The sequence below is a fragment of the Flavobacterium sp. GW823-FHT04A11 genome (assembly GCF_058796535.1).
On the sequence record NZ_CM179503.1, the window covers coordinates 4776654 to 4796829 of the forward strand.

Consider the following 20176-nt stretch of genomic DNA (forward strand, 5'->3'; position numbering starts at 1 on the left):
AATCTTAAAAAATAAAAACAAATGAAAACAGCATATATAGTAAAAGCTTACCGTACAGCGGTAGGAAAAGCACCAAAAGGGGTTTTTAGATTTAAAAGACCTGATGAATTAGCTGCAGAAACCATTCAGTTTATGATGGATGAACTGCCTGATTTTGACAAAAAACGTATCGATGACGTTATGGTAGGAAACGCCATGCCGGAGGCAGAACAAGGTTTGAACGTAGGACGTTTAATTTCTCTTATGGGATTAAAAGTGGAAGATGTTCCCGGAGTTACTGTAAACCGTTATTGCGCATCCGGACTTGAAACTATCGGAATGGCAACTGCTAAAATCCAATCAGGAATGGCAGATTGTATTATCGCCGGTGGTGCAGAAAGTATGAGTTTTATTCCGATGGGAGGTTACAAACCAACTCCGGATTATAAAGTGGCTGCTGCAGGTCACGAAGATTATTACTGGGGAATGGGTTTAACTGCTGAGGCGGTTGCCAACCAATATAAAATTTCAAGAGAAGATCAGGATGAGTTTGCTTACAACTCTCACATGAAAGCCTTAAAAGCTCAGGCAGAAGGAAAATTCGACAAACAAATCGTTCCGATTACTGTTGATCAGACTTTCATCAATGAAAATGGTAAAAAAGAAACTAAATCTTATGTTGTAAAACAAGACGAAGGTCCAAGAGCCGGAACTTCTGTTGCTGCTTTAGCAGGTTTAAAACCAGTTTTTGCTGCTGACGGAAGTGTAACTGCCGGAAACTCTTCTCAAATGAGTGATGGTGCTGCTTTTGTTTTAATCATGAGCGAGGATATGGTTAAAGAATTAAACCTTGAACCAATTGCAAGACTTGTAAACTTTGCTTCGTCTGGTGTTGAACCAAGAATCATGGGTATTGGTCCTGTAAAAGCAATTCCCAAAGCCTTGAAACAAGCTGGTTTAGAATTGAAAGATATTGACTTGGTTGAATTAAACGAGGCTTTTGCTTCTCAGTCTTTGGCTGTAATTCGCGAACTAGGCTTAAATCCTGATATCGTAAACGTAAACGGTGGAGCTATCGCCTTAGGACACCCTCTGGGATGTACTGGTGCTAAACTTTCTGTTCAGTTATTCGACGAGATGAAACGCAGAGGAAGTAAATACGGAATTGTGAGTATGTGTGTGGGGACTGGACAAGGTTCTGCGGGGATTTACGAGGTATTGTAGACTTTTTAAGAGGAAAGAAGCAAGAAGCAAGACTTAATTTTGGAATGGAATACAAATTCTGAAAACAAGATTTATAAAGTAGTAAAAAACTTACTTTTAATTTTTCTTTCTTAACTTGCCTCAAAAAACATGAGACACAATTTTAAGAATTTGAAGATTTGGATTTTAGCTATGGAAATTACAAATGATATCTATAGATAACCGCCACTTTTCCAAAATCAGAAATTTATAGTTTGGTAAATCAAATGAATAGATGTTCTGTTTCAATGCCTTCAAATATTGCTGAAGGATCAAACAGAGGAAATAAACACTTTCAACATTATTTGAATATTAGTTTAGGTTCGTCATTTGAATTACAAACACAATTGTTAATAGCTTGTCAAAATGACTATGTAACAAAGAAAAAACAGAAAAATTAGAAAACAAAATAATTGAATTTCAAAAGATGACCACAGGCTTCATAAGCAAGTTAAATTAAATCTTGCTTCTTGCTTCTTTCATCTTTTACCTAAAAAAAATAAAAATGGCAGATACAATCGAAAAAAACGTAACCCGTGGTGGTCAGTTTTTAGTTAAAGAAACAAAGTGCGAAGATGTCTTTACACCAGAAGATTTTTCGGAAGAGCAGTTAATGATGCGTGACTCTGTTAAGGAGTTCGTTAACAAAGAATTATGGGCACATAAAGATCGTTTTGAGAAAAAAGATTATGCTTATACAGAATCATCTATGCGTAAAGCTGGTGAATTGGGACTTCTTGGAGTTGCGGTTCCTGAAGAATACGGCGGATTAGGAATGGGATTCGTATCTACTATGTTGGTTTGCGATTACATTTCTGGTGCAACAGGTTCTTTCTCAACTGCTTTTGGTGCGCATACCGGAATTGGAACTATGCCAATTACACTTTATGGATCTGAAGAACAAAAGAAAAAATATGTTCCTAAATTAGCTTCCGGAGAATGGTTTGGTGCGTATTGCTTAACTGAACCAGGCGCTGGATCTGATGCTAACTCAGGAAAAACTAAAGCTGTTTTATCTGAAGATGGAACTCATTATAAAATTACAGGACAAAAAATGTGGATTTCGAATGCAGGTTTCTGTAGCGTTTTCATCGTTTTTGCCCGTATTGGAGATGACAAAAACATTACAGGTTTCATCGTAGAAAACGATCCGTCAAACGGAATTTCTATGAATGAAGAAGAGCATAAATTAGGAATTCGTGCTTCTTCTACGCGTCAGGTTTTCTTCAACGATACAAAAGTTCCTGTTGAAAACATGTTGTCTGAAAGAGGAAACGGTTTCAAAATTGCAATGAATGCCTTGAATGTTGGTCGTATTAAATTGGCTGCGGCTTGTTTGGATGCACAACGTAGAGTTACTTCAAATGCAGTGAAATATGCTAACGAAAGAATTCAGTTTAATACTGCAATTTCATCTTTTGGTGCGATTCGTTCTAAATTGGCTGAAATGGCTACTAATGCATACGCAGGAGAAAGTGCTTCTTACCGTGCTGCAAAAGATATCGAAGACAGAATTGCTGCTCGTGAAGCAGAAGGAACTACGCATCAGGAAGCTGAATTAAAAGGTGTTGAAGAATATGCTATCGAATGTTCTATCCTGAAAGTGGCTGTTTCTGAAGACGTACAATCTTGTGCTGATGAGGGAATTCAGATTTTTGGTGGAATGGGATTCTCTGAAGACACTCCAATGGAAAGTGCCTGGAGAGATGCCCGTATCGCTCGTATCTACGAAGGAACAAACGAAATCAACAGAATGCTTTCTGTGGGAATGTTGATCAAAAAGGCTATGAAAGGTCATGTTGATTTATTAGGACCTGCTATGAAAGTTCAGGAAGAATTAATGGGAATTCCATCTTTTGATACTCCTGATTTCTCTGAACTATTTGCTGAAGAAAAAGGAATTATCGCAAACCTGAAAAAAGTTTTCTTAATGGTTGCCGGAAGCGCTGTTCAAAAATATGGTCCGGATTTAGATTCTCACCAACAGTTATTAATGGCTGCTTCTGATATCTTAATCGAAATCTATATGGCTGAAAGTACTATCCTTAGAACTGAAAAATTAGCCAAAAATCAAGGTGAAGATAAAGTTCAGGAGCAAATTGCAATGGCAAAATTATACTTGTACAAAGCAGTTGATATTGTAAACTCAAGAGGAAAAGAAGGAATTATCTCTTTTGCCGAAGGTGACGAACAACGTATGATGTTAATGGGATTAAAACGTTTTACAAAATACACAAACAATCCAAATGTGGTAGCTTTAAGAGAGGTTATCACATCTAAATTAGTTGCAGAAAACGAATACTGCTTCTAATATAAAAATAGTTTTTAGCTTTTAATTTGTTTAAACCCGCACTAATCCGAAACAGTGCGGGTTTATTTTTTTTATTTTTACCATGATTTTTTTTTACCATATAAGTTATATAAGTTCATTAAATATACTTTGTGTTTGGGTTATTTTTTAAGCACATATAAGTTTATAAATATTCGATCTGAATGATATTAGTAACTAATACAGATTGCCTTATATTGTTACTAGAAAAGCATTATACATAGTGCTATATTTCTTATATAACTTATATGGTTAAAAAGAATCATTTCACAAATCTTTATTAAAATTGCTTTTCTGTTACATTTTCTATAGTGAATTTTCAATTCTAATGTTTTATATTTAGCATTTCAAAAAACAAAAAGCTTAAAAATGAAACAAATTAACCTGATTGCCCTTTTATTATTTTGTGCTCTTACTACAAACATCTTCGCACAAAAGAATAAAAAAATGGACGTTATCGCTTATTACACAGGCGATGACAAAATAATTAACGAATACGAAGTAAAAAAACTAGACCAGATTATCTTTAGTTTTTGTCACTTAAAAGAAGGAAAACTAAGTGTAGATTCATCTAAAGATTCTACTACAATTAAGCACTTAGTTTCTTTAAAAGCATCAAATCCACAACTTAAAATTGTTTTATCACTTGGTGGCTGGGGCGGCTGCGAACCTTGTTCTGCTGCATTTTCTACTGCTGAAGGAAGATTGACTTTTGCAAAATCTGTAAAAGAAGTGAGTACTTATTTTAAAGTGGATGGTTTAGATCTTGATTGGGAATATCCTGCTATCGAAGGTCTTCCGGGTCATTTATACCAACCGGCTGATAAAGCAAATTTTACGGAATTAATCAAAATATTACGTTCTACTTTAGGCAAAAAATACGAATTGAGTTTTGCTGCCGGTGGATTCCAAAAATATCTTGACGAATCTATCGACTGGAAAACTGTTGCGCCTTTGGTAAACCGCATCAATATTATGAGTTATGATTTAGTAAACGGTTATTCTAAAGTTACAGGACATCATACTCCGTTATACAGTACAAATCCAAACGAAGAATCTACAGACAGAGCGGTTACTTTTTTATTAAAACAAGGAGTTCCTGCTGAAAAACTGATTATTGGCGGAGCGTTTTATTCCAGAACATGGAAAAATGTAGAGAATGTCAATAACGGTTTATATCAAGCCGGAGAACATATTCCTGGCGCTGATTTCAAAAACTTTGCTGCAACTTATACCGAAGCAAACGGCTGGAAATATTTTTATGATGAAAAAGCACAAGCTCCATATTGGTATAATGCCGGCACAAAAACATTTGCAACATCAGATGATATTAAATCTATCAAAGCTAAAACAGAATATGTAAAAGCTAAAAAATTAGGCGGAATTATGTTCTGGGAACTTACATTAGACAGTCCAAAAAACGGAATGGTAAATGCTATTTATGAAGTTAAAACAGCTAAATAAATTCATTTTAAAATAAAAAAACGGCAGTTACTTCTTAGAAATAACTGCCGTTTTTTTTAATTCTTATTCTCTTTTGGAGCTCTAATCTGACCATCGTACGAAATCGAAGATCTGTTATTGCTATTAACGTTTAGTGTTGTTCCGCCATCATAAAAAATAGTAAACAAAAGGTCATAAACATCGTTCTCCCCTTTTACGGTTGTTTTGATTGTATATTTTTTCCCTTTTTGTTCTACCGTAATTTTCTCCGGCTTACCTTCAAACTTTATTCCGCCATCAGATCCGTAACCTATATTATAACCACGTCCGAAAAACGGCAAATCGCAGACTACATTTTCCGAATTAAATTTTAAAGAATACGTATTATAATCCAGATTAATCATTCTCGCTCCTTGCGGATAAATTTTCTCGGCATCAAAAACAAAATTCTTTGCATCAATTAATGCTTGTGTTTCTTTTTGTTTTTGAAGTTCTCTCTCCTGCTTTAATTCTTTTTTTGTTTTTTCCTGTGCAAAACCATCAAAACTAAAAAAAGAAAATAGCAATACTAAAATCGCTACCCTGTTTTTCATGATTTCTATTTTTTTGTGAATCGCATCATGGCAACGTCACCGGAAATTAAATTCAGCGTTTTGCCATCATCCGTAATATCATATGAAGTTATTTTTTGAAGCGTACTCATATAAGTTTGCTCTCCCTGTCCGTCCAGACACATCATTTTGGTCATCATCATTGGTTCTGTAAAATCAATTTTATTGCCGTCAACGCTCAGTTTTCCGTTATAAGAATTACAGCTGCTATTGCCTGAAACACGATTTTCTTTAGAATCAAAAACTATAGTTGGTTTTTTATTTGGGTACAAACCATCAAAAGCAATTCTTGGTCCTGAAATATAATTAAGTTCCCATGTTCCGTCAAGTTTAGAAACTGAGTCATTTTTTGTGCATTTACATGAAGTTAATACAACTCCCAAAACAAGTAATATTAAAGCTTTTTTTATCATAATATCGTAGATTTAATTAATATATTCATGTTGCTAAAGCATGAAATTGTACAATAAAGTTAGCTATTTTTACTACAGCAACCTTCAATTATAAGCGATAGTTTTGGTTTTTTTTAACTTTTGGCTTCAGACAATTTCAGTAATTTTATGTTAAATTTACTTATTAATTAATTTAAAAGCCTTTCAAATGAAAAAGATAATCGTTTCTTTCGCTATAATTACAGCCGTAGTTGTTGGTTGTAAGACAAGTACAAAATCAAATGACGCTAAAACTTTAACTGTTGCATTAGAACCAAAAAGTAACAGTACCGTTACCGGAACAGCTACTTTTACAGAAAAAAATGGTAAAGTAACTTTTGTTGCAAAAGTAGCAGGTTTACAGCCTGGAGTTCACGCCATCCATATTCATGAAAAATCAGATTGTACCGCTGCTGACGGAAGTTCTGCTGGTGGACACTGGAATCCGACTTTTAAAAAACACGGAAAATGGGGAGTTGGCGAATATCATAAGGGTGATATTGGAAACTTTACTGCAGACGCGAGCGGTAACGGAACTATCACGCTTACTACAGACGAATGGTGTATAGGCTGTGAAGATGAAACCAAAAATGTATTAGGAAAAGGTTTAATCGTACATCAGGGAACGGATGATTTTACCACACAGCCAACCGGAAATGCCGGCGGAAGAGTTGCTTGTGCGGGAATTATCAAGTAAAAATACAATAACCACTATTTTTTCACAAAATTTAGTGGTTATTTCATTTAAATTTTAAACATACCACAAGAAAAAGATATAGCTTTGTAGCCTCAAACCAAAGTTAATAATGATTAACCCATCGGCATCAGGCTGGATCGATAAATTTTTTAGCGAACAAAAGTTTTCAGAAGCAATTCCTTTTGAGACTGTAGATTCTTTTTACTATAAAGTTAGAGAAACTGGCTTTATCTACGGGCATATTATTTCGATTGATTCCCAAATTCCTATTCCGATAAAAGGCTGGTTTAAAACCGAAATTTCTAAAATTGCCTTACTAAATACTTTATATGGTGTTTTTTGTCTGGAAAAAAGAAATTCAGAACCGAAGATTTTTATTGCTGAAGTTTTAAAGTTTTATAAAAAAATGAATCCGGAAGGTTTTAATTTATTTAAAATTTTACTTCCAAAAGATACGCCTTCCCATTCTTTAGAAAATATTATTGATGAAAGAGTTCAGACTAATGACAGTATTATTAGTAAAAACTTTTCGCATCTGGTAACCAATGCTTTGTTGTTTATTGATGTTTTGGCTTTTAGACAATATCTGCAACATGGCGAAATTCCTGAAAAATATTTAAAACGAATTGAAGAAACGGTTTTGGGTATTGTTGGTTTAGCATTAAAAACAAAAACATCCAAATCACAGCACGACGATTTACTGATTAAACTTTTTGAAGCTTCTATTCGCTATTCAAAATTTTCAAAAGTTACTGTTGATACTTTAGAAACTTTGCAATTGGATTATTTCAGTAATAAATTGGAGCAGTATTATTTGATCGATATGGCCGGAATGGCTTTGTGGAGCGATGGTGTTGTCGAAAACGAAGAAGCTTATTTTCTATATTCGTTAGGATCGATGATGCGTGTTTCTGATGATTTTGTTACCCAAAGTATCGATACAACGCATGATTTTATTACGACTCATAAACATAAAATTCCGTATTTTAATTATTCAAATCCGGTGAAACATTTTTATGATCAAATGACGCATACGGTTGTAAAACTGATTGTAAGAAATAAAAACAGACTGGTTAAGGAAATTGTTCAGAGTAAAGAATTAATGGTGCTGCTGGCTTATTCTACAACTAGAGATCTGGATGCAAAAGAAAAGAAAAAAGTAAAAAAACAGCTTTTGGATATTTGCAAAACGATTCCGTCACTCACTATATTTTTACTTCCCGGCGGAAGTTTATTATTACCCATTTTAATTAAGTTTATTCCAACGATGCTGCCATCGGCTTTTAATGAAAATCTAGACGAAAACGAATAAAAAAAATCGCCCTTTTGAGGCGATTTTTTATTTATATATTCTTGATCTTACAAATTACTCAACTGATAAACTTCATCTAATTCATCATTCGAAGCGATGTTTACATTTAAATCGGTTACAAAACCAGAATTTAAACCGTAAACCCATCCGTGAAGCATTAAATCCTGACCATTTTTCCAGGCACCCTGTACAATGGATGTTTTTGCTAAGTTATAAACTTGTTCTTTAGCGTTAATTTCAACAAAAGCATTAAAACGTTCCGTTTCATCTTCAATTGAATTTAAGTATTTATCATGCAAACGGTATTCATCTTTAATATGGCGAATCCAGTTGTCGATAATTCCAACAGACATATTTCCCATTGCAGCTTTTACACCACCACAACCATAATGTCCGCAAACAATTACGTGTTTTACTTTTAAAACGTTTACTGCATAATCCAAAACGCTTAGCATATTCATATCTGAATGCACAACCATATTGGCAATATTCCTGTGAACAAAAACTTCACCCGGTTTAGCACCAATAATTTCATTTGCAGGAACACGGCTGTCAGAACATCCAATCCATAATAATGGCGGAGTTTGTCCTTTTGCTAAATCTGCGAAATAATTTGGGTCTAATGCTAATGACTTTTCAACCCACTCTTTGTTGTTGTCTAATAATTTTTGATAAAATTCTCTCATAATTTATTATTATTTATAGTGGTATTTTTAACGTGTAAAAATATCAATAAGGACTTTTGTTGTAAAGTTACCTAAATTCTGATACTTCTTCACTTTAGAAATACCTAAAATTTATGTAATTGTTTTAAAATTCTTCTTTTGTAACTTCTTTCTTAACCAGCGCTCTTTTTGCAACATCGTAATAATGTTCTATCGAAACGTGGTTATTATTATCCGGCGTATTTTCTAAATCATACGCTTTTTTGAACCCTTTAAGTTTTACCTTAATGTTTTCATCAATCGCACGCGTTTCTTTAAACTCACGAATTAAATCCAGCACATCATGCGCAATATATTCTGTATCATGTGCATTGATGATTACTTTTGAGTTTTCCGGAATTTCACTCAAGGTTAATTTGATTGCGGCTTTATTCAAAAATGAAACCTCCTGCGCCAAATCTATATGGATAACATCTCCGTCTTCATACTCTTCTTTTTTGAAACTGTAAGCTCTTTTCAGGTTTCCTCTCAATACAAAAATAATACTGATGATGATTCCCAAAGCCACACCTTTAAGTAAATCTGTTGCTACAACAAATACTAAAGTCGCAATAAAAGGCACAAACTGATATTTTCCTTTTTCCCAGAAATGTAAAAATGTTGCCGGTTTTGCCAATTTATATCCCACTAAAATCAAAACAGTTGCCAGAGTTGCCAACGGAATTTTGTTTAACAGTGCCGGAATTGCCAAAACACTTACTAATAAAAGTATACCGTGAATAATGGCCGACATTTTAGATTTTGCTCCTGCATTATTATTCGCAGAAGATCTAACTACAACAGATGTCATTGGCAAACCTCCTAAAAGTGAACTTACAATATTACCAACTCCCTGAGCTCTAAGCTCAACATTGGTATCAGTATAACGTTTTTGAACGTCCATTCTGTCTGAAGCTTCTATACATAATAATGTTTCGATAGAAGCAACAATAGCAATCGTAATCGCCACAACCCAAACCTGAGGATTTGTTACCGCACTAAAATTGGGTGTAATAATGATCGATTTAAATTCATCAAAAGATTTTGGTACGGGTAAAGAAACCAAATGTTCTTTTGCAATTGCTAATGGGCTTGCGGTTGCAATAAAAATTTCGTTTAGAACTACTCCCAAAATAACGGCAATAAGAGCACCCGGAACTAATTTTAATCGCTTTAAAAAAGGAACTTTTTCCCAGGCAATCAAGATTATAAACGATACTAATGAAATTACTACCGCTCCTAACTGAATATGATTAATTATATCGAATAAGAATGAAAATGAATTGCTTCCATCATTTTGAATAAATGCCTGATCTCCTTCAAAATCAGCATCATAACCAAAAGCGTGCGGCAATTGTTTCAGAATGATAATGATACCAATACCGGCCAGCATTCCTTCGATAACATTTGTTGGAAAATAATTTGAAATACTTCCGGCTTTTAAAAATCCTAATGCTAATTGAATTAATCCAGCAATAAAAACAGACATTAAAAACACATCAAAGGCACCTAAATCAGTGATTGCGGTTAAAATAATAGCTGTTAAACCAGCTGCGGGACCAGATACACTAATATGCGACTGGCTTAGATATCCAACCACAATACCACCAATAACACCTGCGATAATTCCAGAAAATAAAGGAGCTCCTGAAGCCATTGCAATACCTAAACACAATGGAAGCGCCACCAAAAAAACCACTAAACCTGATGCAAAGTCAGACTTAAGGTTGGCAAAAAGATTAATTTTTTTTGTCATAATAATACAATACTAAAAATTGATACATTAAAGATCTGCAGTATTTACGGTAAATACAGCTGCTTTTAAACAATCGGAAGTATTATGACAAGTTTGGAGGGGGTGCAAATATGCTTGGTGAAATATTATCCAGTTTGACAATATTTTCAGAAACTATAGTTTTTTTCTCAACGTAGTAAGAAATCAATACCTCGTGATGAAGTATTGGCGGATAAACTGCCGCTTTAAGTTCTTTATGAGAATGCTCTTCTTCAGAGAAACTGAAGAATATAGACGTATCACTGCTTTTCTTAATCACCGTAACAATAGTTGGTGTTGCCAGGAAAGCAATAAATATGAATAATAATATGCGAGCGACTAATTTCATTGCGGCAAAAATAGCGTTAAACAAATAAAATCAAAGCGATAACTAAAAAATTTTATAGAAATTTAACAAAAATAAAAAACAGAATGATGTTTAATTAACCATTCTGTTTCTAATTTGTTTATAAATAGCTTTTTACAACTCTTCTTCAAGCCATGCATTCATCATCCAGATTGTTTTTTCCTGTTCTGCGATAAAGTCACTCATCATAGAATTTGTTCCTTCGTCATTAATTTCTGCTGCCTGATTAAGAATTTCTCTTTCGATTTTTAACAAATCAGATAGTGAATGAACGATTAGCTGAACTGCTTTTTCATCATTTGAAATATTTTTACCAACAGTTAATTTGTTGTTTTTGATATAATCTTCGAAAGTATGTAACGGAGTTCCGCCAATGGTTAAAACTCTTTCTGCGATCATATCGATTTTTAATTGTGAATCTGTGTATAATTCTTCAAATTTTACATGCAGATCAAAGAAACGTTTTCCTCTGATATTCCAATGAATTCCTCTTAAGTTTTGATAATATACCTGAAAGTTTGATAATAAAACGTTTAGCTCTTTTACTAATAATTCTGATTCTTTTACAGGCAGGCCTAAAATATTTGTTTTCATGTTTTTTTTATTTTTTACAGTAACTTACTACAAATTTAATTGAACTTGTTTAAAAAAAGTATAAAAAAAAATTATATTTTCTTATTTTTGTATCAAAATTTACTATCACAATGACGATAACTCAATTACAATATGTATTAGCCGTAGCCGAACATAAAAATTTTACGCTTGCTGCAGAAAAATGTTTCGTGACTCAACCCACTTTAAGCATGCAGATTCAGAAAATTGAAGAAGAATTGAATATTTTAATTTTCGACAGAACAAAAAAACCAATCCAACTTACAGATATAGGTCAAAAGATTGTTAATCAGGCCAAAAACATTGTAAACGAAGCGGACAGAATTAAAGATATTGTAGAACAGCAAAAAGGGTTTATTGGCGGAGAATTTCGTTTAGGAATTATTCCGACCATTATGCCAACGCTTTTACCAATGTTTTTGAATAATTTCATTAAAAAATATCCAAAAGTTAAACTGTTAATTGAGGAATTAAATACAGATGAAATTATTGTTAAACTAAAAAATGGTCATCTCGACGCTGCAATTGCTGCCACACCGCTTGAGGACGAAAAGATAAAAGAGATTGTTTTGTATTTTGAACCGTTTGTTGCTTATATACCGGAACAGCATGTAAATTTTCAAAAAGAAGAAATCGAAATCGCTGATTTGAATATAAATGAAATTCTGCTTTTGCAGGACGGACATTGTTTTAGAGACGGAATTTTGAATTTATGTAAAAATGGTACTGATATCGACCAGAATAATTTTCAGATTCAAAGCGGAAGTTTTGAAACCCTAATAAAATTAGCCGACGAAGGTTTGGGTACAACGCTACTTCCGTACTTGCACACGCTTGATTTAAAAGATTCCGATAAGCTGAAACTACGAAATTTTAAGGAACCAAAACCTGCCCGTGAGGTAAGTTTAATTTACCCGAAGAGCGAATTAAAAATGCAAATCATTGACGCCATCAGATCTACAATTGCCGGTGTTGTAAAAGGAGCAATTGTTTTTCAGAATGTTCAAATCATTAGTCCGCTACATCAAAAGAAATAGAAATAAAAAAGGAGCCAAATTGGCTCCTTTTTTTTATACTTTGATTAGTAGTAAACTAGGCTTTAATTCTGGTTTTTCAATAATGAAATTTAATAACCATTCTTGCAATTGTTCCATTTCGTATGGTAACAGGGTTTTGATAGCTTTTTCTAACTCTTTGCAGAAAAGTACCGGATCGAAACTAACTCTCTCAAGTATTGATTTCGTGTAATCAAACATCATTTTTGACATAATAAAATAAGATTTTTGGGGGTTATCTTTATTTCTAAACTCGCACCAAATTTAAACAAATATCACATATAAAGACTCTTTTTAACTATTTTTTTTAAAAATTTTATCAACGAATACGTTTTCTTAGTATATATAAATCAATATAGAATTATTCTAAATAACTCATCTAAGCACCTTTAACAGCTCTAAACATTTCCCGTTTTCCCGGCGGTCCCGCTAATTTTTCAACCTTAAATCCTACAGAAATCATGCTTCTTTTAACAACTCCGCGAGCTGCATAAGTAACCAAAACTCCATTAGGTTTTAAACTGTCGTACATTTTTTGAAAAATTTCGGTACTCCAAAGCTCCGGTTGCACGCGATATCCAAAGGCGTCAAAGTAAATCAAATCAAAAATTTCAAAATCATCAATTTCATCAAAAAATTGTTTTCTTTTAGTTAAGAAGAAATCAGGGCAAATTTCGTTTTTCTTATTCCATTCCGATTTATGCATTTCTTTAAAAATGTTGTCAAATTTCAATGCGGCAAGTTCGGCGACATAATTCATTTCTAAAACTTCCTTAGCGCCTACAGGATAGGCCTCTACTCCAACATAATCAATTTTCTGTTTTTTTTCAGTCGATTCCAAAAAAGTAATAAACGCATTCAGACCTGTTCCAAAACCAATTTCAAGAATTGAAACGGGTTTATCTTCAAATAAAGAAAGTCCGTTTTTTATAAATACATGTTTTGCTTCCTGAATTGCACCGTGTTTTGAATGGTAACATTCATCCCATTCTTTCAAATGAATTGTCGTTGAACCATCTAGCGTTTTAATTATTTCTCTTTCCACTTTTTTAGAATTATCAATAGGATTTTTATTTATTTGAACGCATTTTAGTAGTCAAAATTACTCAAAACAAATGCGTAAAGCCTTAAAATTCGATTGTTTTTTCATAAAATCTTTATAAAACTAAGTATTTTTTTTCTGTTTATTATAAGATAAATAAATCTCAATTAAACACGGGAATTAATGCAGTTTTACCAAGTAAATTGTATAATTTTCCTTAATTTTGCATTCAATAAAACTTATTTAACACCAAATCATTACTTTAAAATTATTTTATTGAGATGATAATTACATAAAACACACATTACTATGAGTACAACTCAAACAAGCAAAATTGAAATCAGAAAAGCTACTTCGTCTAAAATAAGCGCAGTAGACTTTGAAAACTTAAGCTTTGGTGCTGTTTTTACAGACCATTTATTTGAATGTGATTTTAAAAATGGAGAGTGGCAAAATCCAGTCATTAAACCTTATGCTCCAATTTTAATGGATCCTTCTTCAAAAGTCTTCCATTACGGACAAGCGATTTTTGAAGGTATGAAAGCTTATAAGGATGAAAACAATGATGTTTGGTTGTTCAGACCTGATGAAAACTACAAACGTTTCAACAATTCTGCTGTTCGTATGGCAATGCCTGAAGTTCCGGAAGATATTTTCATGGAAGGTTTAAATGAATTATTGAAAATCGATCAGGAATGGATTCAACGAGGAAACGGAAGCAGTATGTACATCCGTCCTTTTATGATCGCAACAGGTCCCGGCGTTATCGCAAACCCTTCTGACGAATATAAATTTATGATTTTACTTTCTCCTGCAAAATCTTACTATGGCGGAGAAGTAAAAGTAATCATTGCTGAACATTATAGTAGAGCTGCAAATGGCGGAATTGGTGCTGCAAAAGCTGCAGGAAACTATGCTGCACAGTTTTACCCAACTAATTTAGCAAACAAAGATGGCTTTCAACAAGTAATCTGGACAGATGATGCAACGCATACAAAACTGGAAGAAGCGGGAACAATGAACGTTTTCTTTAGAATTAACGATACTTTATTAACTGCTCCAACAAGCGAGAGAATTTTAGATGGTATTACCAGAAAAAGTTTGATTGCTATGGCAGAAAAAGAAGGATTGGATGTACAAGTTCGTCCGGTTATTGTATCTGAATTAGTTGAAGCTGCTAAAAACGGAACTTTAAAAGAAATTTTTGGTGCCGGAACTGCTGCGGTAATCAGCGTTATTAAAGGATTCTCTTATCAGGATGTTTATTATGAAATGACTCCGGTTGAAAATTCGTATGCTTCTTTATTAAAAGAAAAATTAACAAATCTTCAAAACAAACTTTCTGAAGATACTTTTGGATGGACTGTAAAAGTGCAGTAACCAAAAGATAGTTTAAATATAAAAACCCGACAGCTTAATAGTTGTCGGGTTTTCTATTTATTATAACTACTTAGTGCAAAATATTTTTATGCACCAGATTAATTTTACCACAGAGAACGCAAAGTTTTTTTTAAACATACTAAGTTTTATAAAGCACAAAGTTCACAAAGCTTTGTCTAGAATCCAGCTTTACGAACTTTGTGTTATAAAGTACTATCAGATAAAATCTTCGTGTTTTCTGTGGTAAATTTTTCCTTCTCTATAGTAAAACCTTTTTAATAATTTTACTCTAATAATTTTGAAAAATCAGGCTTAAAATAATTCGGGCCTTTCATTACTTTTCCGTCTTCTCTGTAAATGGGCTGACCGTCGTCGCCTAATTTACTCATATTACTGCGCTGAATTTCATCAAAAACAGCTTCAATTTTATCCTGCAAACCATGTTCAATAATAGTTCCGCATAAAATATACATCATATCTCCAAGAGCATCAGCAATTTCGACCAAATCATTTTTTTGCACTGCATCAAGATATTCTTCGTTTTCTTCTTTCATCAAATTATAACGAAGGTACTTTTTGGTTTCCCCTACATCTGCAATTGGCGTTTCGCTATGACCTATTTTAAAAGCAGTATGAAATTCTTTTACTGCGTCTATTTGTTTCTTCATGACTTTATTTAATTAATGGAGTACCAAATTAGCAACTATTCGTATACAATTCTCTAAATTTGCCAAAAATAATTTCAATTATGTTTAGTCAGGGACAATTAATATTCGCAGTCTGTTTTTTTATCGCATTTGTAATCGTAATGATTTTTGCCTACCGAAAAGATCTTGCACTGCACAAAATTTTTTACAAAGGAAATTATAAGGTTTTAATAACTTTCTTACTTTTTATTGCTATATTATTTGTTATCAAGTTCTTTTTTAAAAGGTAATTCCGGAATTTATTTCTATATTTAAAAATCTAAAACAGTAACTTGATATTTATACTTAAATCTCATTAAATACGTTCTGTTTATACATTTTTGTTGATAAGATAACTAAAAAGTACTGTTTTATTTTTTGTGCTATTCGCGAGACTAGCAATAAAATTTATAACTTTACGAACCAAATAACCTGCACAATGAAGATCTTAAAATATCTATTTCTATTATCGTTACTAACCTTAGTTGCCCTTACAGTATTTGTTGCTACTCAAAAAGGAATTTTTTCTATCGAGAGAAGCAAAGTGATCAATTCACCGCGAAATACAGTTTACAACTACGTAAATGATTTTAGAAATTATGAAGATTTTCAATCGTGGTCTGTTGAAGATCCGACCATGAAAAGCTATTATCCAAATAAAACAATTGGAAACGGCGCTTCTTACTCATGGGAAGGTGTTGAAGGTAAAGGAAATGCCGTTACAGTTAAAACAAAAGAAGGCGAAAGTATCGAACAAAAAATGAAATTTGATGGTACAGAAGCTGATATCAACTGGACATTTAAAGATACTTTGGCTGGAAAAACAGTCGTAACCTGGAAAGCCAAAGGAACAATGAGTTTTTTATTTAAAGTCTATACGGCTTTAAACGGCGGATCTGATAATGTAATTGGAACTATTTACGAAAAAAGCCTTGCCAACATTGACAAAAACTTAGATTTCGAAACCAAAACTTTTACAGTAAAAGTAAATGGTGTTGTTAAGAAGACGGAAACACCTTATATCAAACAAACTTTTACAAGCGAAATTTCTAAAGTAAATAAAAATGCACGTGTTGTAATTCCGAAATTGATTCATTTTAGTGAAACAAACGGATTGAATGCTAACGGAAAACCGTTTATAATCTATCATACATACGACACTGCAAACGGACTGGCAAAAATCTCGATTTGTTTACCAATCAATAAAGAAATTACTACAAGCGCAGGAAGTGATATTCTGGCCGGCAAACTAAATGGTTTTGAAGCCGTAAAAACAACTTTAACGGGTGATTATTCGCATACTAATGAAGCAATTACAAAAACGAGAGCTTATATCAACAACCAAAAAATTGTTCCTGAATTGGCCTGGTCTCATCTTGAAATTTTAACGGTTAGTAAATTAGATACAAAAAGTCCGTCGAAATTGGTGACTGAAATTTATTTTCCAACAAAACCAAAAGTAGTTCCGGTTGAAGCGCCTGTTTACCAAGAACCTCAAACAACTCCTACTCAAACAACTCAGCCTCAGACACCGGTTCAGCAGAAACCTGCTACAACTACGCCTCCACCGGCAAAAGAAGAAGAACAATCTGAATTCTAAGAAAAAAAGTAAAAGGCAGATTAAACCTTTTGTTTTAAATTCATTCTAACAAGATAAATGATAAAGCTTGACAAACGAGAAGGAATTTATAGCACAATTATTAGATCCTAAAACGCAAAATACAGCGTTTCAAAAACTCCTGTCTGATTATCAAAAACCGCTATATTCTCATATTCGAAATATTGTTTTGAATCATGATGATGCCGATGATGTTTTGCAAAACACTTTTGTGAAAGTATTTCAGTATCTAAAGAATTTTAAAGGAGAAAGCAAGCTTTTTTCCTGGATGTATCGCATTGCGACTAATGAAGCCTTGACTTTTTTGAGCCAGAAAGCAAAATTAAACGGAATAACATCTGAAGCTTTACAGAATAAAACAATCGACAATTTAAAAGCCGATACTTATTTTGACGGAGATGAAATTCAGATTAAACTTCAAAAGGCCATTGTAACATTGCCGGAAAAACAGCAATTGGTCTTTAAAATGAAATATTTTCAGGAATTGAAATACGAAGAAATTGCAGAAATTCTGGGAACTTCTGTTGGCGCATTGAAAGCATCTTATCATCATGCGGTGAAAAAAATTGAATTATATGTTACGTCAAATTAAACCTTTTGTTATAAAACATATCTTATAGACATTATGAAAACATTTAAATTAGAAAACGAACCGAAAATAACAACTGGATTTAAAACTCCGGATCATTATTTTGATGCTTTTTCGACAAAAGTTTTACAGCAAATTAACGAAACAAAAGAGGTAAAAGTAATTCCGATTTACAAACGTAAAAATGTTCTTGCTATGCTTGCTGCAGCCGTTGTATTTATAGCATTCATGATTCCGATAGTAAATAATTACAATAATACTTCAAAAGAACTTGACGAGGCAACTCTTGAAACTTATTTGTCGTATCAGTCGAATTTGAATCAATATGATTTAATTAAAGAATTGGATACAAAAGATATAGATAAATTAAACAAAAGTGTTGCGCTTGAACAGGAAACGCTGGAAGATATTTTATCATCAAATCCAAATATTGAAAATTTAATTTCAGAATAAAAAAACTTAAAAGATGAAAATCAAAAATATACTGCCGATACTATTATTTTTAGTAAGCTTTTCATTTTATGCACAAGGTGATAAAGATGAAAAACGGGAAAAAATTAAAGCTTATAAAGTCTCTTTTTTAACGACAGAACTTGAATTGACTTCAACAGAAGCTGAAAAATTCTGGCCGATATATAACGCTTACGATGACAAACAATTTGAATTGCGTCATGAGAAAATGAAAACGTATTTGAAAAGATTAGATGATGATAATATAAATTCTCTATCTGAAAAAGAAGCATCAGCGTTATTGGCACAAATAGAAAGTACAGATAAGGAGTTATATCTTTTGCGTGAAAAATATACGGCGAATCTTAAAAAAATTCTTTCTGCAAAAAAAATATTGAAGCTTAAAAAATCTGAAGATGATTTTAACCGAAAATTGCTAAAACAATATCGGGATAAAGCCGGAAAAAATTAAGATTACAAAAGAAACAACAGCGACAAGGCCCCTATATAATAATACTTACTTTATTATTTAGGGGTCTTGTTATTTTATTTAAACAGTATTCGAAGTACGATTTAACCGCAAAGCACGCAAAGTTTTTTATGTAACTGCTTTTTTGTAAATAAAAAGTTCGCAAAGCTTTGTATTGATTTAGCTTTGCGAACTTTCATTTTAAACATACTAATTAAAAATCTTAGCTTGCTTTGCGGTAAAATTATTATTTAAATCTAAGTCTTATTACTTTATTAAAACCTGCTGCGATCGCAGTATTTCTATTGACAAAACGAATTGTAAAAAGGGAAGAATCAGTAGATAATTGCATCCAGTTTTCGCCGCCATTTTGAGAGTATTGTATTCCTTCTGAACCAACACAAATAATTTCTCTACCATTTCCACCCGGAACATATTGTATGCAAGACGCGTATCCAAAACCCAAATCCTGACCTATTAAAGTCCAGGTTAATCCTCCATCGATAGTAAAAGCTTTATTATTTACTTTTTTGTTTGGAAGTTCATAATCTCCTCCGGCAATAAATCCGTGTTTAGAATCGTAAAAATCGGCTGTAAAAATACCCGCCATTGGTTTACCTTGAACAATTGGAGTTTCAATTACTTTCCATGTTTTTGCTTTATCCGGAGAATAAAAAACACGTGCTTTTGTTCCGCCTGAAACTAACCAGGTATCATTTCCATTAATTACAATATTCGAATTACTGGCAGCAAAAGCGGCTTCTCCTTTTGAATTTGTAGGCAATTTATCTGATAATAATTTTGTCCATGTTTCACCACCGTCGCGAGTAACAATTACAGAAAATGTATCTTCGGTAGGATCACCAATAGCAATTCCTTCTTTATCATTCCAAAATTGCATACTATCGTAAAACACTTTTTGATTAATTTCTTTATAAACGAGTTTTACTTTTTGTGTTTTTTTAGAAACCTGATAAAGCAACGCCGGGTTCGCCACACTCAATAAATAGATATTTGAAGAAGTCTGAGCGATGCTTCTAAACTCTAACTTTAACGTATCTCGGTATATATGTTCTTCAAATTTTTCGCCTTTATCTAAATCATAATAGCCAAAACGGGAATTATCACCTCCGTACCACACTTTATTTTTATCAATCATGATGGCTCGAATACTAATCTTATCCTTAAATAAAGTATCTATCTGCACTGAAGTAAAACCACCAAACATAGCTTGTTGTTCATTGTAATTCAGCGTTTTAAAAGACACTATCAAGACAAATACAGTGCAAAATAAAATTACTTTTTTCATAGAGATTAGATTTTTTTTATTGCTAAAATACAATTAATTATAACATATAAAAGAGGTTTCATTATTTTTTCTGGCAC

23 protein-coding genes are annotated in these 20176 nt (G+C 32.9%); 13 read left to right on the forward strand and 10 right to left on the reverse strand.

Going from position 1 to position 20176, the window contains the following annotated elements; all coding sequences use genetic code 11:
- The first annotated feature begins 21 nt into the window (after positions 1-21).
- From AC3QL1_RS20400 to AC3QL1_RS20415, 4 genes are all read left to right on the forward strand, one after another.
- Positions 22-1203: a thiolase family protein gene (locus tag AC3QL1_RS20400; RefSeq protein WP_065450543.1), complete on the forward strand. Its 1182-nt coding sequence runs from the start codon at positions 22-24 to the stop codon at positions 1201-1203.
- Between the two features lie 245 nt (positions 1204-1448).
- Entirely contained in the window at positions 1449-1622 is a 174-nt protein-coding gene (locus AC3QL1_RS20405; protein WP_492493965.1) for a four helix bundle protein, read from the forward strand.
- Between the two features lie 104 nt (positions 1623-1726).
- Positions 1727-3532 (forward strand): acyl-CoA dehydrogenase FadE, encoded by a 1806-nt coding sequence (locus AC3QL1_RS20410; protein ID WP_492493966.1) that lies wholly within the window; start codon positions 1727-1729, stop codon positions 3530-3532.
- 387 nt (positions 3533-3919) lie between these two features.
- The gene (locus AC3QL1_RS20415; RefSeq protein ID WP_492493967.1) at positions 3920-5014 is read left to right on the forward strand and encodes a glycoside hydrolase family 18 protein; all 1095 of its coding nucleotides are present in this window, start codon (positions 3920-3922) and stop codon (positions 5012-5014) included.
- A 56-nt stretch (positions 5015-5070) separates the two neighbouring features.
- On the opposite strand, the gene AC3QL1_RS20420 is transcribed toward AC3QL1_RS20415, so the two are convergent.
- Together AC3QL1_RS20420 and AC3QL1_RS20425 are read right to left on the reverse strand one after the other, a co-directional pair.
- Complete coding sequence (locus AC3QL1_RS20420; protein WP_492493968.1) at positions 5071-5586, reverse strand: DUF4251 domain-containing protein; 516 nt, start codon at positions 5584-5586, stop codon at positions 5071-5073.
- Positions 5587-5591: 5 nt separating this feature from the next.
- Entirely contained in the window at positions 5592-6017 is a 426-nt protein-coding gene (locus AC3QL1_RS20425; RefSeq protein ID WP_492493969.1) for an META domain-containing protein, read from the reverse strand.
- 187 nt (positions 6018-6204) lie between these two features.
- Here AC3QL1_RS20425 and AC3QL1_RS20430 point away from each other — a divergent pair, with 187 nt between their 5' ends.
- Both AC3QL1_RS20430 and AC3QL1_RS20435 read left to right on the forward strand, forming a co-directional pair.
- The gene (locus AC3QL1_RS20430; protein WP_492493970.1) at positions 6205-6732 is read left to right on the forward strand and encodes a superoxide dismutase family protein; all 528 of its coding nucleotides are present in this window, start codon (positions 6205-6207) and stop codon (positions 6730-6732) included.
- A gap of 109 nt (positions 6733-6841) precedes the next feature.
- Positions 6842-8044, forward strand: a complete 1203-nt coding sequence (locus AC3QL1_RS20435; protein ID WP_492493971.1) for an LETM1-related biofilm-associated protein — start codon at positions 6842-6844, stop codon at positions 8042-8044.
- A gap of 47 nt (positions 8045-8091) precedes the next feature.
- Here AC3QL1_RS20435 and can read toward each other — a convergent pair whose 3' ends face one another.
- The 4 genes from can to AC3QL1_RS20455 form a co-directional block, all read right to left on the reverse strand.
- Positions 8092-8730, reverse strand: coding sequence for a carbonate dehydratase (gene can / locus AC3QL1_RS20440; RefSeq protein WP_042563110.1), 639 nt, complete (start codon positions 8728-8730; stop codon positions 8092-8094).
- A 124-nt stretch (positions 8731-8854) separates the two neighbouring features.
- Positions 8855-10504: a SulP family inorganic anion transporter gene (locus AC3QL1_RS20445; RefSeq protein WP_492493972.1), complete on the reverse strand. Its 1650-nt coding sequence runs from the start codon at positions 10502-10504 to the stop codon at positions 8855-8857.
- An 82-nt stretch (positions 10505-10586) separates the two neighbouring features.
- On the reverse strand, positions 10587-10871 hold the full coding sequence (locus AC3QL1_RS20450) for a hypothetical protein (protein ID WP_492493973.1): 285 nt from the start codon (positions 10869-10871) through the stop codon (positions 10587-10589).
- Between the two features lie 132 nt (positions 10872-11003).
- Complete coding sequence (locus AC3QL1_RS20455; RefSeq protein ID WP_492493974.1) at positions 11004-11483, reverse strand: Dps family protein; 480 nt, start codon at positions 11481-11483, stop codon at positions 11004-11006.
- Positions 11484-11593: 110 nt separating this feature from the next.
- Between AC3QL1_RS20455 and AC3QL1_RS20460 the strand changes: the two genes are divergently transcribed.
- On the forward strand, positions 11594-12538 hold the full coding sequence (locus AC3QL1_RS20460; protein ID WP_492493975.1) for a LysR substrate-binding domain-containing protein: 945 nt from the start codon (positions 11594-11596) through the stop codon (positions 12536-12538).
- A gap of 33 nt (positions 12539-12571) precedes the next feature.
- On the opposite strand, the gene AC3QL1_RS20465 is transcribed toward AC3QL1_RS20460, so the two are convergent.
- Both AC3QL1_RS20465 and mnmC2 read right to left on the reverse strand, forming a co-directional pair.
- On the reverse strand, positions 12572-12769 hold the full coding sequence (locus tag AC3QL1_RS20465) for a hypothetical protein (protein ID WP_115888694.1): 198 nt from the start codon (positions 12767-12769) through the stop codon (positions 12572-12574).
- A 166-nt stretch (positions 12770-12935) separates the two neighbouring features.
- Complete coding sequence (gene mnmC2 / locus AC3QL1_RS20470; protein WP_492493976.1) at positions 12936-13601, reverse strand: tRNA (5-methylaminomethyl-2-thiouridine)(34)-methyltransferase MnmC2; 666 nt, start codon at positions 13599-13601, stop codon at positions 12936-12938.
- Positions 13602-13907: 306 nt separating this feature from the next.
- Between mnmC2 and AC3QL1_RS20475 the strand changes: the two genes are divergently transcribed.
- Positions 13908-14978, forward strand: coding sequence for a branched-chain amino acid aminotransferase (locus tag AC3QL1_RS20475; RefSeq protein WP_492493977.1), 1071 nt, complete (start codon positions 13908-13910; stop codon positions 14976-14978).
- Positions 14979-15262: 284 nt separating this feature from the next.
- On the opposite strand, the gene AC3QL1_RS20480 is transcribed toward AC3QL1_RS20475, so the two are convergent.
- On the reverse strand, positions 15263-15646 hold the full coding sequence (locus AC3QL1_RS20480) for a pyrophosphohydrolase domain-containing protein (RefSeq protein WP_492493978.1): 384 nt from the start codon (positions 15644-15646) through the stop codon (positions 15263-15265).
- Positions 15647-15726: 80 nt separating this feature from the next.
- Here AC3QL1_RS20480 and AC3QL1_RS20485 point away from each other — a divergent pair, with 80 nt between their 5' ends.
- The 5 genes from AC3QL1_RS20485 to AC3QL1_RS20505 all read left to right on the forward strand — a co-directional run bounded on the left by AC3QL1_RS20485 (position 15727) and on the right by AC3QL1_RS20505 (position 18793).
- Complete coding sequence (locus AC3QL1_RS20485) at positions 15727-15915, forward strand: hypothetical protein (RefSeq protein ID WP_492493979.1); 189 nt, start codon at positions 15727-15729, stop codon at positions 15913-15915.
- A gap of 188 nt (positions 15916-16103) precedes the next feature.
- On the forward strand, positions 16104-17264 hold the full coding sequence (locus tag AC3QL1_RS20490; protein WP_492493980.1) for an SRPBCC family protein: 1161 nt from the start codon (positions 16104-16106) through the stop codon (positions 17262-17264).
- Between the two features lie 67 nt (positions 17265-17331).
- On the forward strand, positions 17332-17874 hold the full coding sequence (locus tag AC3QL1_RS20495; protein WP_492493981.1) for an RNA polymerase sigma factor: 543 nt from the start codon (positions 17332-17334) through the stop codon (positions 17872-17874).
- A 33-nt stretch (positions 17875-17907) separates the two neighbouring features.
- Entirely contained in the window at positions 17908-18324 is a 417-nt protein-coding gene (locus AC3QL1_RS20500; RefSeq protein ID WP_492493982.1) for a hypothetical protein, read from the forward strand.
- 13 nt (positions 18325-18337) lie between these two features.
- Positions 18338-18793 (forward strand): sensor of ECF-type sigma factor, encoded by a 456-nt coding sequence (locus AC3QL1_RS20505; RefSeq protein ID WP_492493983.1) that lies wholly within the window; start codon positions 18338-18340, stop codon positions 18791-18793.
- Between the two features lie 244 nt (positions 18794-19037).
- Here the strand turns inward: AC3QL1_RS20505 and AC3QL1_RS20510 are convergent, their stop codons facing one another.
- Positions 19038-20099, reverse strand: a complete 1062-nt coding sequence (locus tag AC3QL1_RS20510; RefSeq protein ID WP_492493984.1) for a WD40/YVTN/BNR-like repeat-containing protein — start codon at positions 20097-20099, stop codon at positions 19038-19040.
- Between the last annotated feature and the right edge of the window lie 77 nt (positions 20100-20176).

Excerpts from the sequence above, each read along its gene's own strand:
- AC3QL1_RS20400 (WP_065450543.1), top strand. The coding sequence starts at position 22 with ATGAAAACAGCATATATAGTAAAAGCTTACCGTACAGCGGTAGGAAAA.
- AC3QL1_RS20405 (WP_492493965.1), top strand. The coding sequence starts at position 1,449 with ATGAATAGATGTTCTGTTTCAATGCCTTCAAATATTGCTGAAGGATCA.
- AC3QL1_RS20410 (WP_492493966.1), top strand. The coding sequence starts at position 1,727 with ATGGCAGATACAATCGAAAAAAACGTAACCCGTGGTGGTCAGTTTTTA.
- AC3QL1_RS20415 (WP_492493967.1), top strand. The coding sequence starts at position 3,920 with ATGAAACAAATTAACCTGATTGCCCTTTTATTATTTTGTGCTCTTACT.
- AC3QL1_RS20420 (WP_492493968.1), bottom strand. The coding sequence starts at position 5,586 with ATGAAAAACAGGGTAGCGATTTTAGTATTGCTATTTTCTTTTTTTAGT.
- AC3QL1_RS20425 (WP_492493969.1), bottom strand. The coding sequence starts at position 6,017 with ATGATAAAAAAAGCTTTAATATTACTTGTTTTGGGAGTTGTATTAACT.
- AC3QL1_RS20430 (WP_492493970.1), top strand. The coding sequence starts at position 6,205 with ATGAAAAAGATAATCGTTTCTTTCGCTATAATTACAGCCGTAGTTGTT.
- AC3QL1_RS20435 (WP_492493971.1), top strand. The coding sequence starts at position 6,842 with ATGATTAACCCATCGGCATCAGGCTGGATCGATAAATTTTTTAGCGAA.
- can (WP_042563110.1), bottom strand. The coding sequence starts at position 8,730 with ATGAGAGAATTTTATCAAAAATTATTAGACAACAACAAAGAGTGGGTT.
- AC3QL1_RS20445 (WP_492493972.1), bottom strand. The coding sequence starts at position 10,504 with ATGACAAAAAAAATTAATCTTTTTGCCAACCTTAAGTCTGACTTTGCA.
- AC3QL1_RS20450 (WP_492493973.1), bottom strand. The coding sequence starts at position 10,871 with ATGAAATTAGTCGCTCGCATATTATTATTCATATTTATTGCTTTCCTG.
- AC3QL1_RS20455 (WP_492493974.1), bottom strand. The coding sequence starts at position 11,483 with ATGAAAACAAATATTTTAGGCCTGCCTGTAAAAGAATCAGAATTATTA.
- AC3QL1_RS20460 (WP_492493975.1), top strand. The coding sequence starts at position 11,594 with ATGACGATAACTCAATTACAATATGTATTAGCCGTAGCCGAACATAAA.
- AC3QL1_RS20465 (WP_115888694.1), bottom strand. The coding sequence starts at position 12,769 with ATGTCAAAAATGATGTTTGATTACACGAAATCAATACTTGAGAGAGTT.
- AC3QL1_RS20475 (WP_492493977.1), top strand. The coding sequence starts at position 13,908 with ATGAGTACAACTCAAACAAGCAAAATTGAAATCAGAAAAGCTACTTCG.
- AC3QL1_RS20480 (WP_492493978.1), bottom strand. The coding sequence starts at position 15,646 with ATGAAGAAACAAATAGACGCAGTAAAAGAATTTCATACTGCTTTTAAA.
- AC3QL1_RS20485 (WP_492493979.1), top strand. The coding sequence starts at position 15,727 with ATGTTTAGTCAGGGACAATTAATATTCGCAGTCTGTTTTTTTATCGCA.
- AC3QL1_RS20490 (WP_492493980.1), top strand. The coding sequence starts at position 16,104 with ATGAAGATCTTAAAATATCTATTTCTATTATCGTTACTAACCTTAGTT.
- AC3QL1_RS20500 (WP_492493982.1), top strand. The coding sequence starts at position 17,908 with ATGAAAACATTTAAATTAGAAAACGAACCGAAAATAACAACTGGATTT.
- AC3QL1_RS20505 (WP_492493983.1), top strand. The coding sequence starts at position 18,338 with ATGAAAATCAAAAATATACTGCCGATACTATTATTTTTAGTAAGCTTT.
- AC3QL1_RS20510 (WP_492493984.1), bottom strand. The coding sequence starts at position 20,099 with ATGAAAAAAGTAATTTTATTTTGCACTGTATTTGTCTTGATAGTGTCT.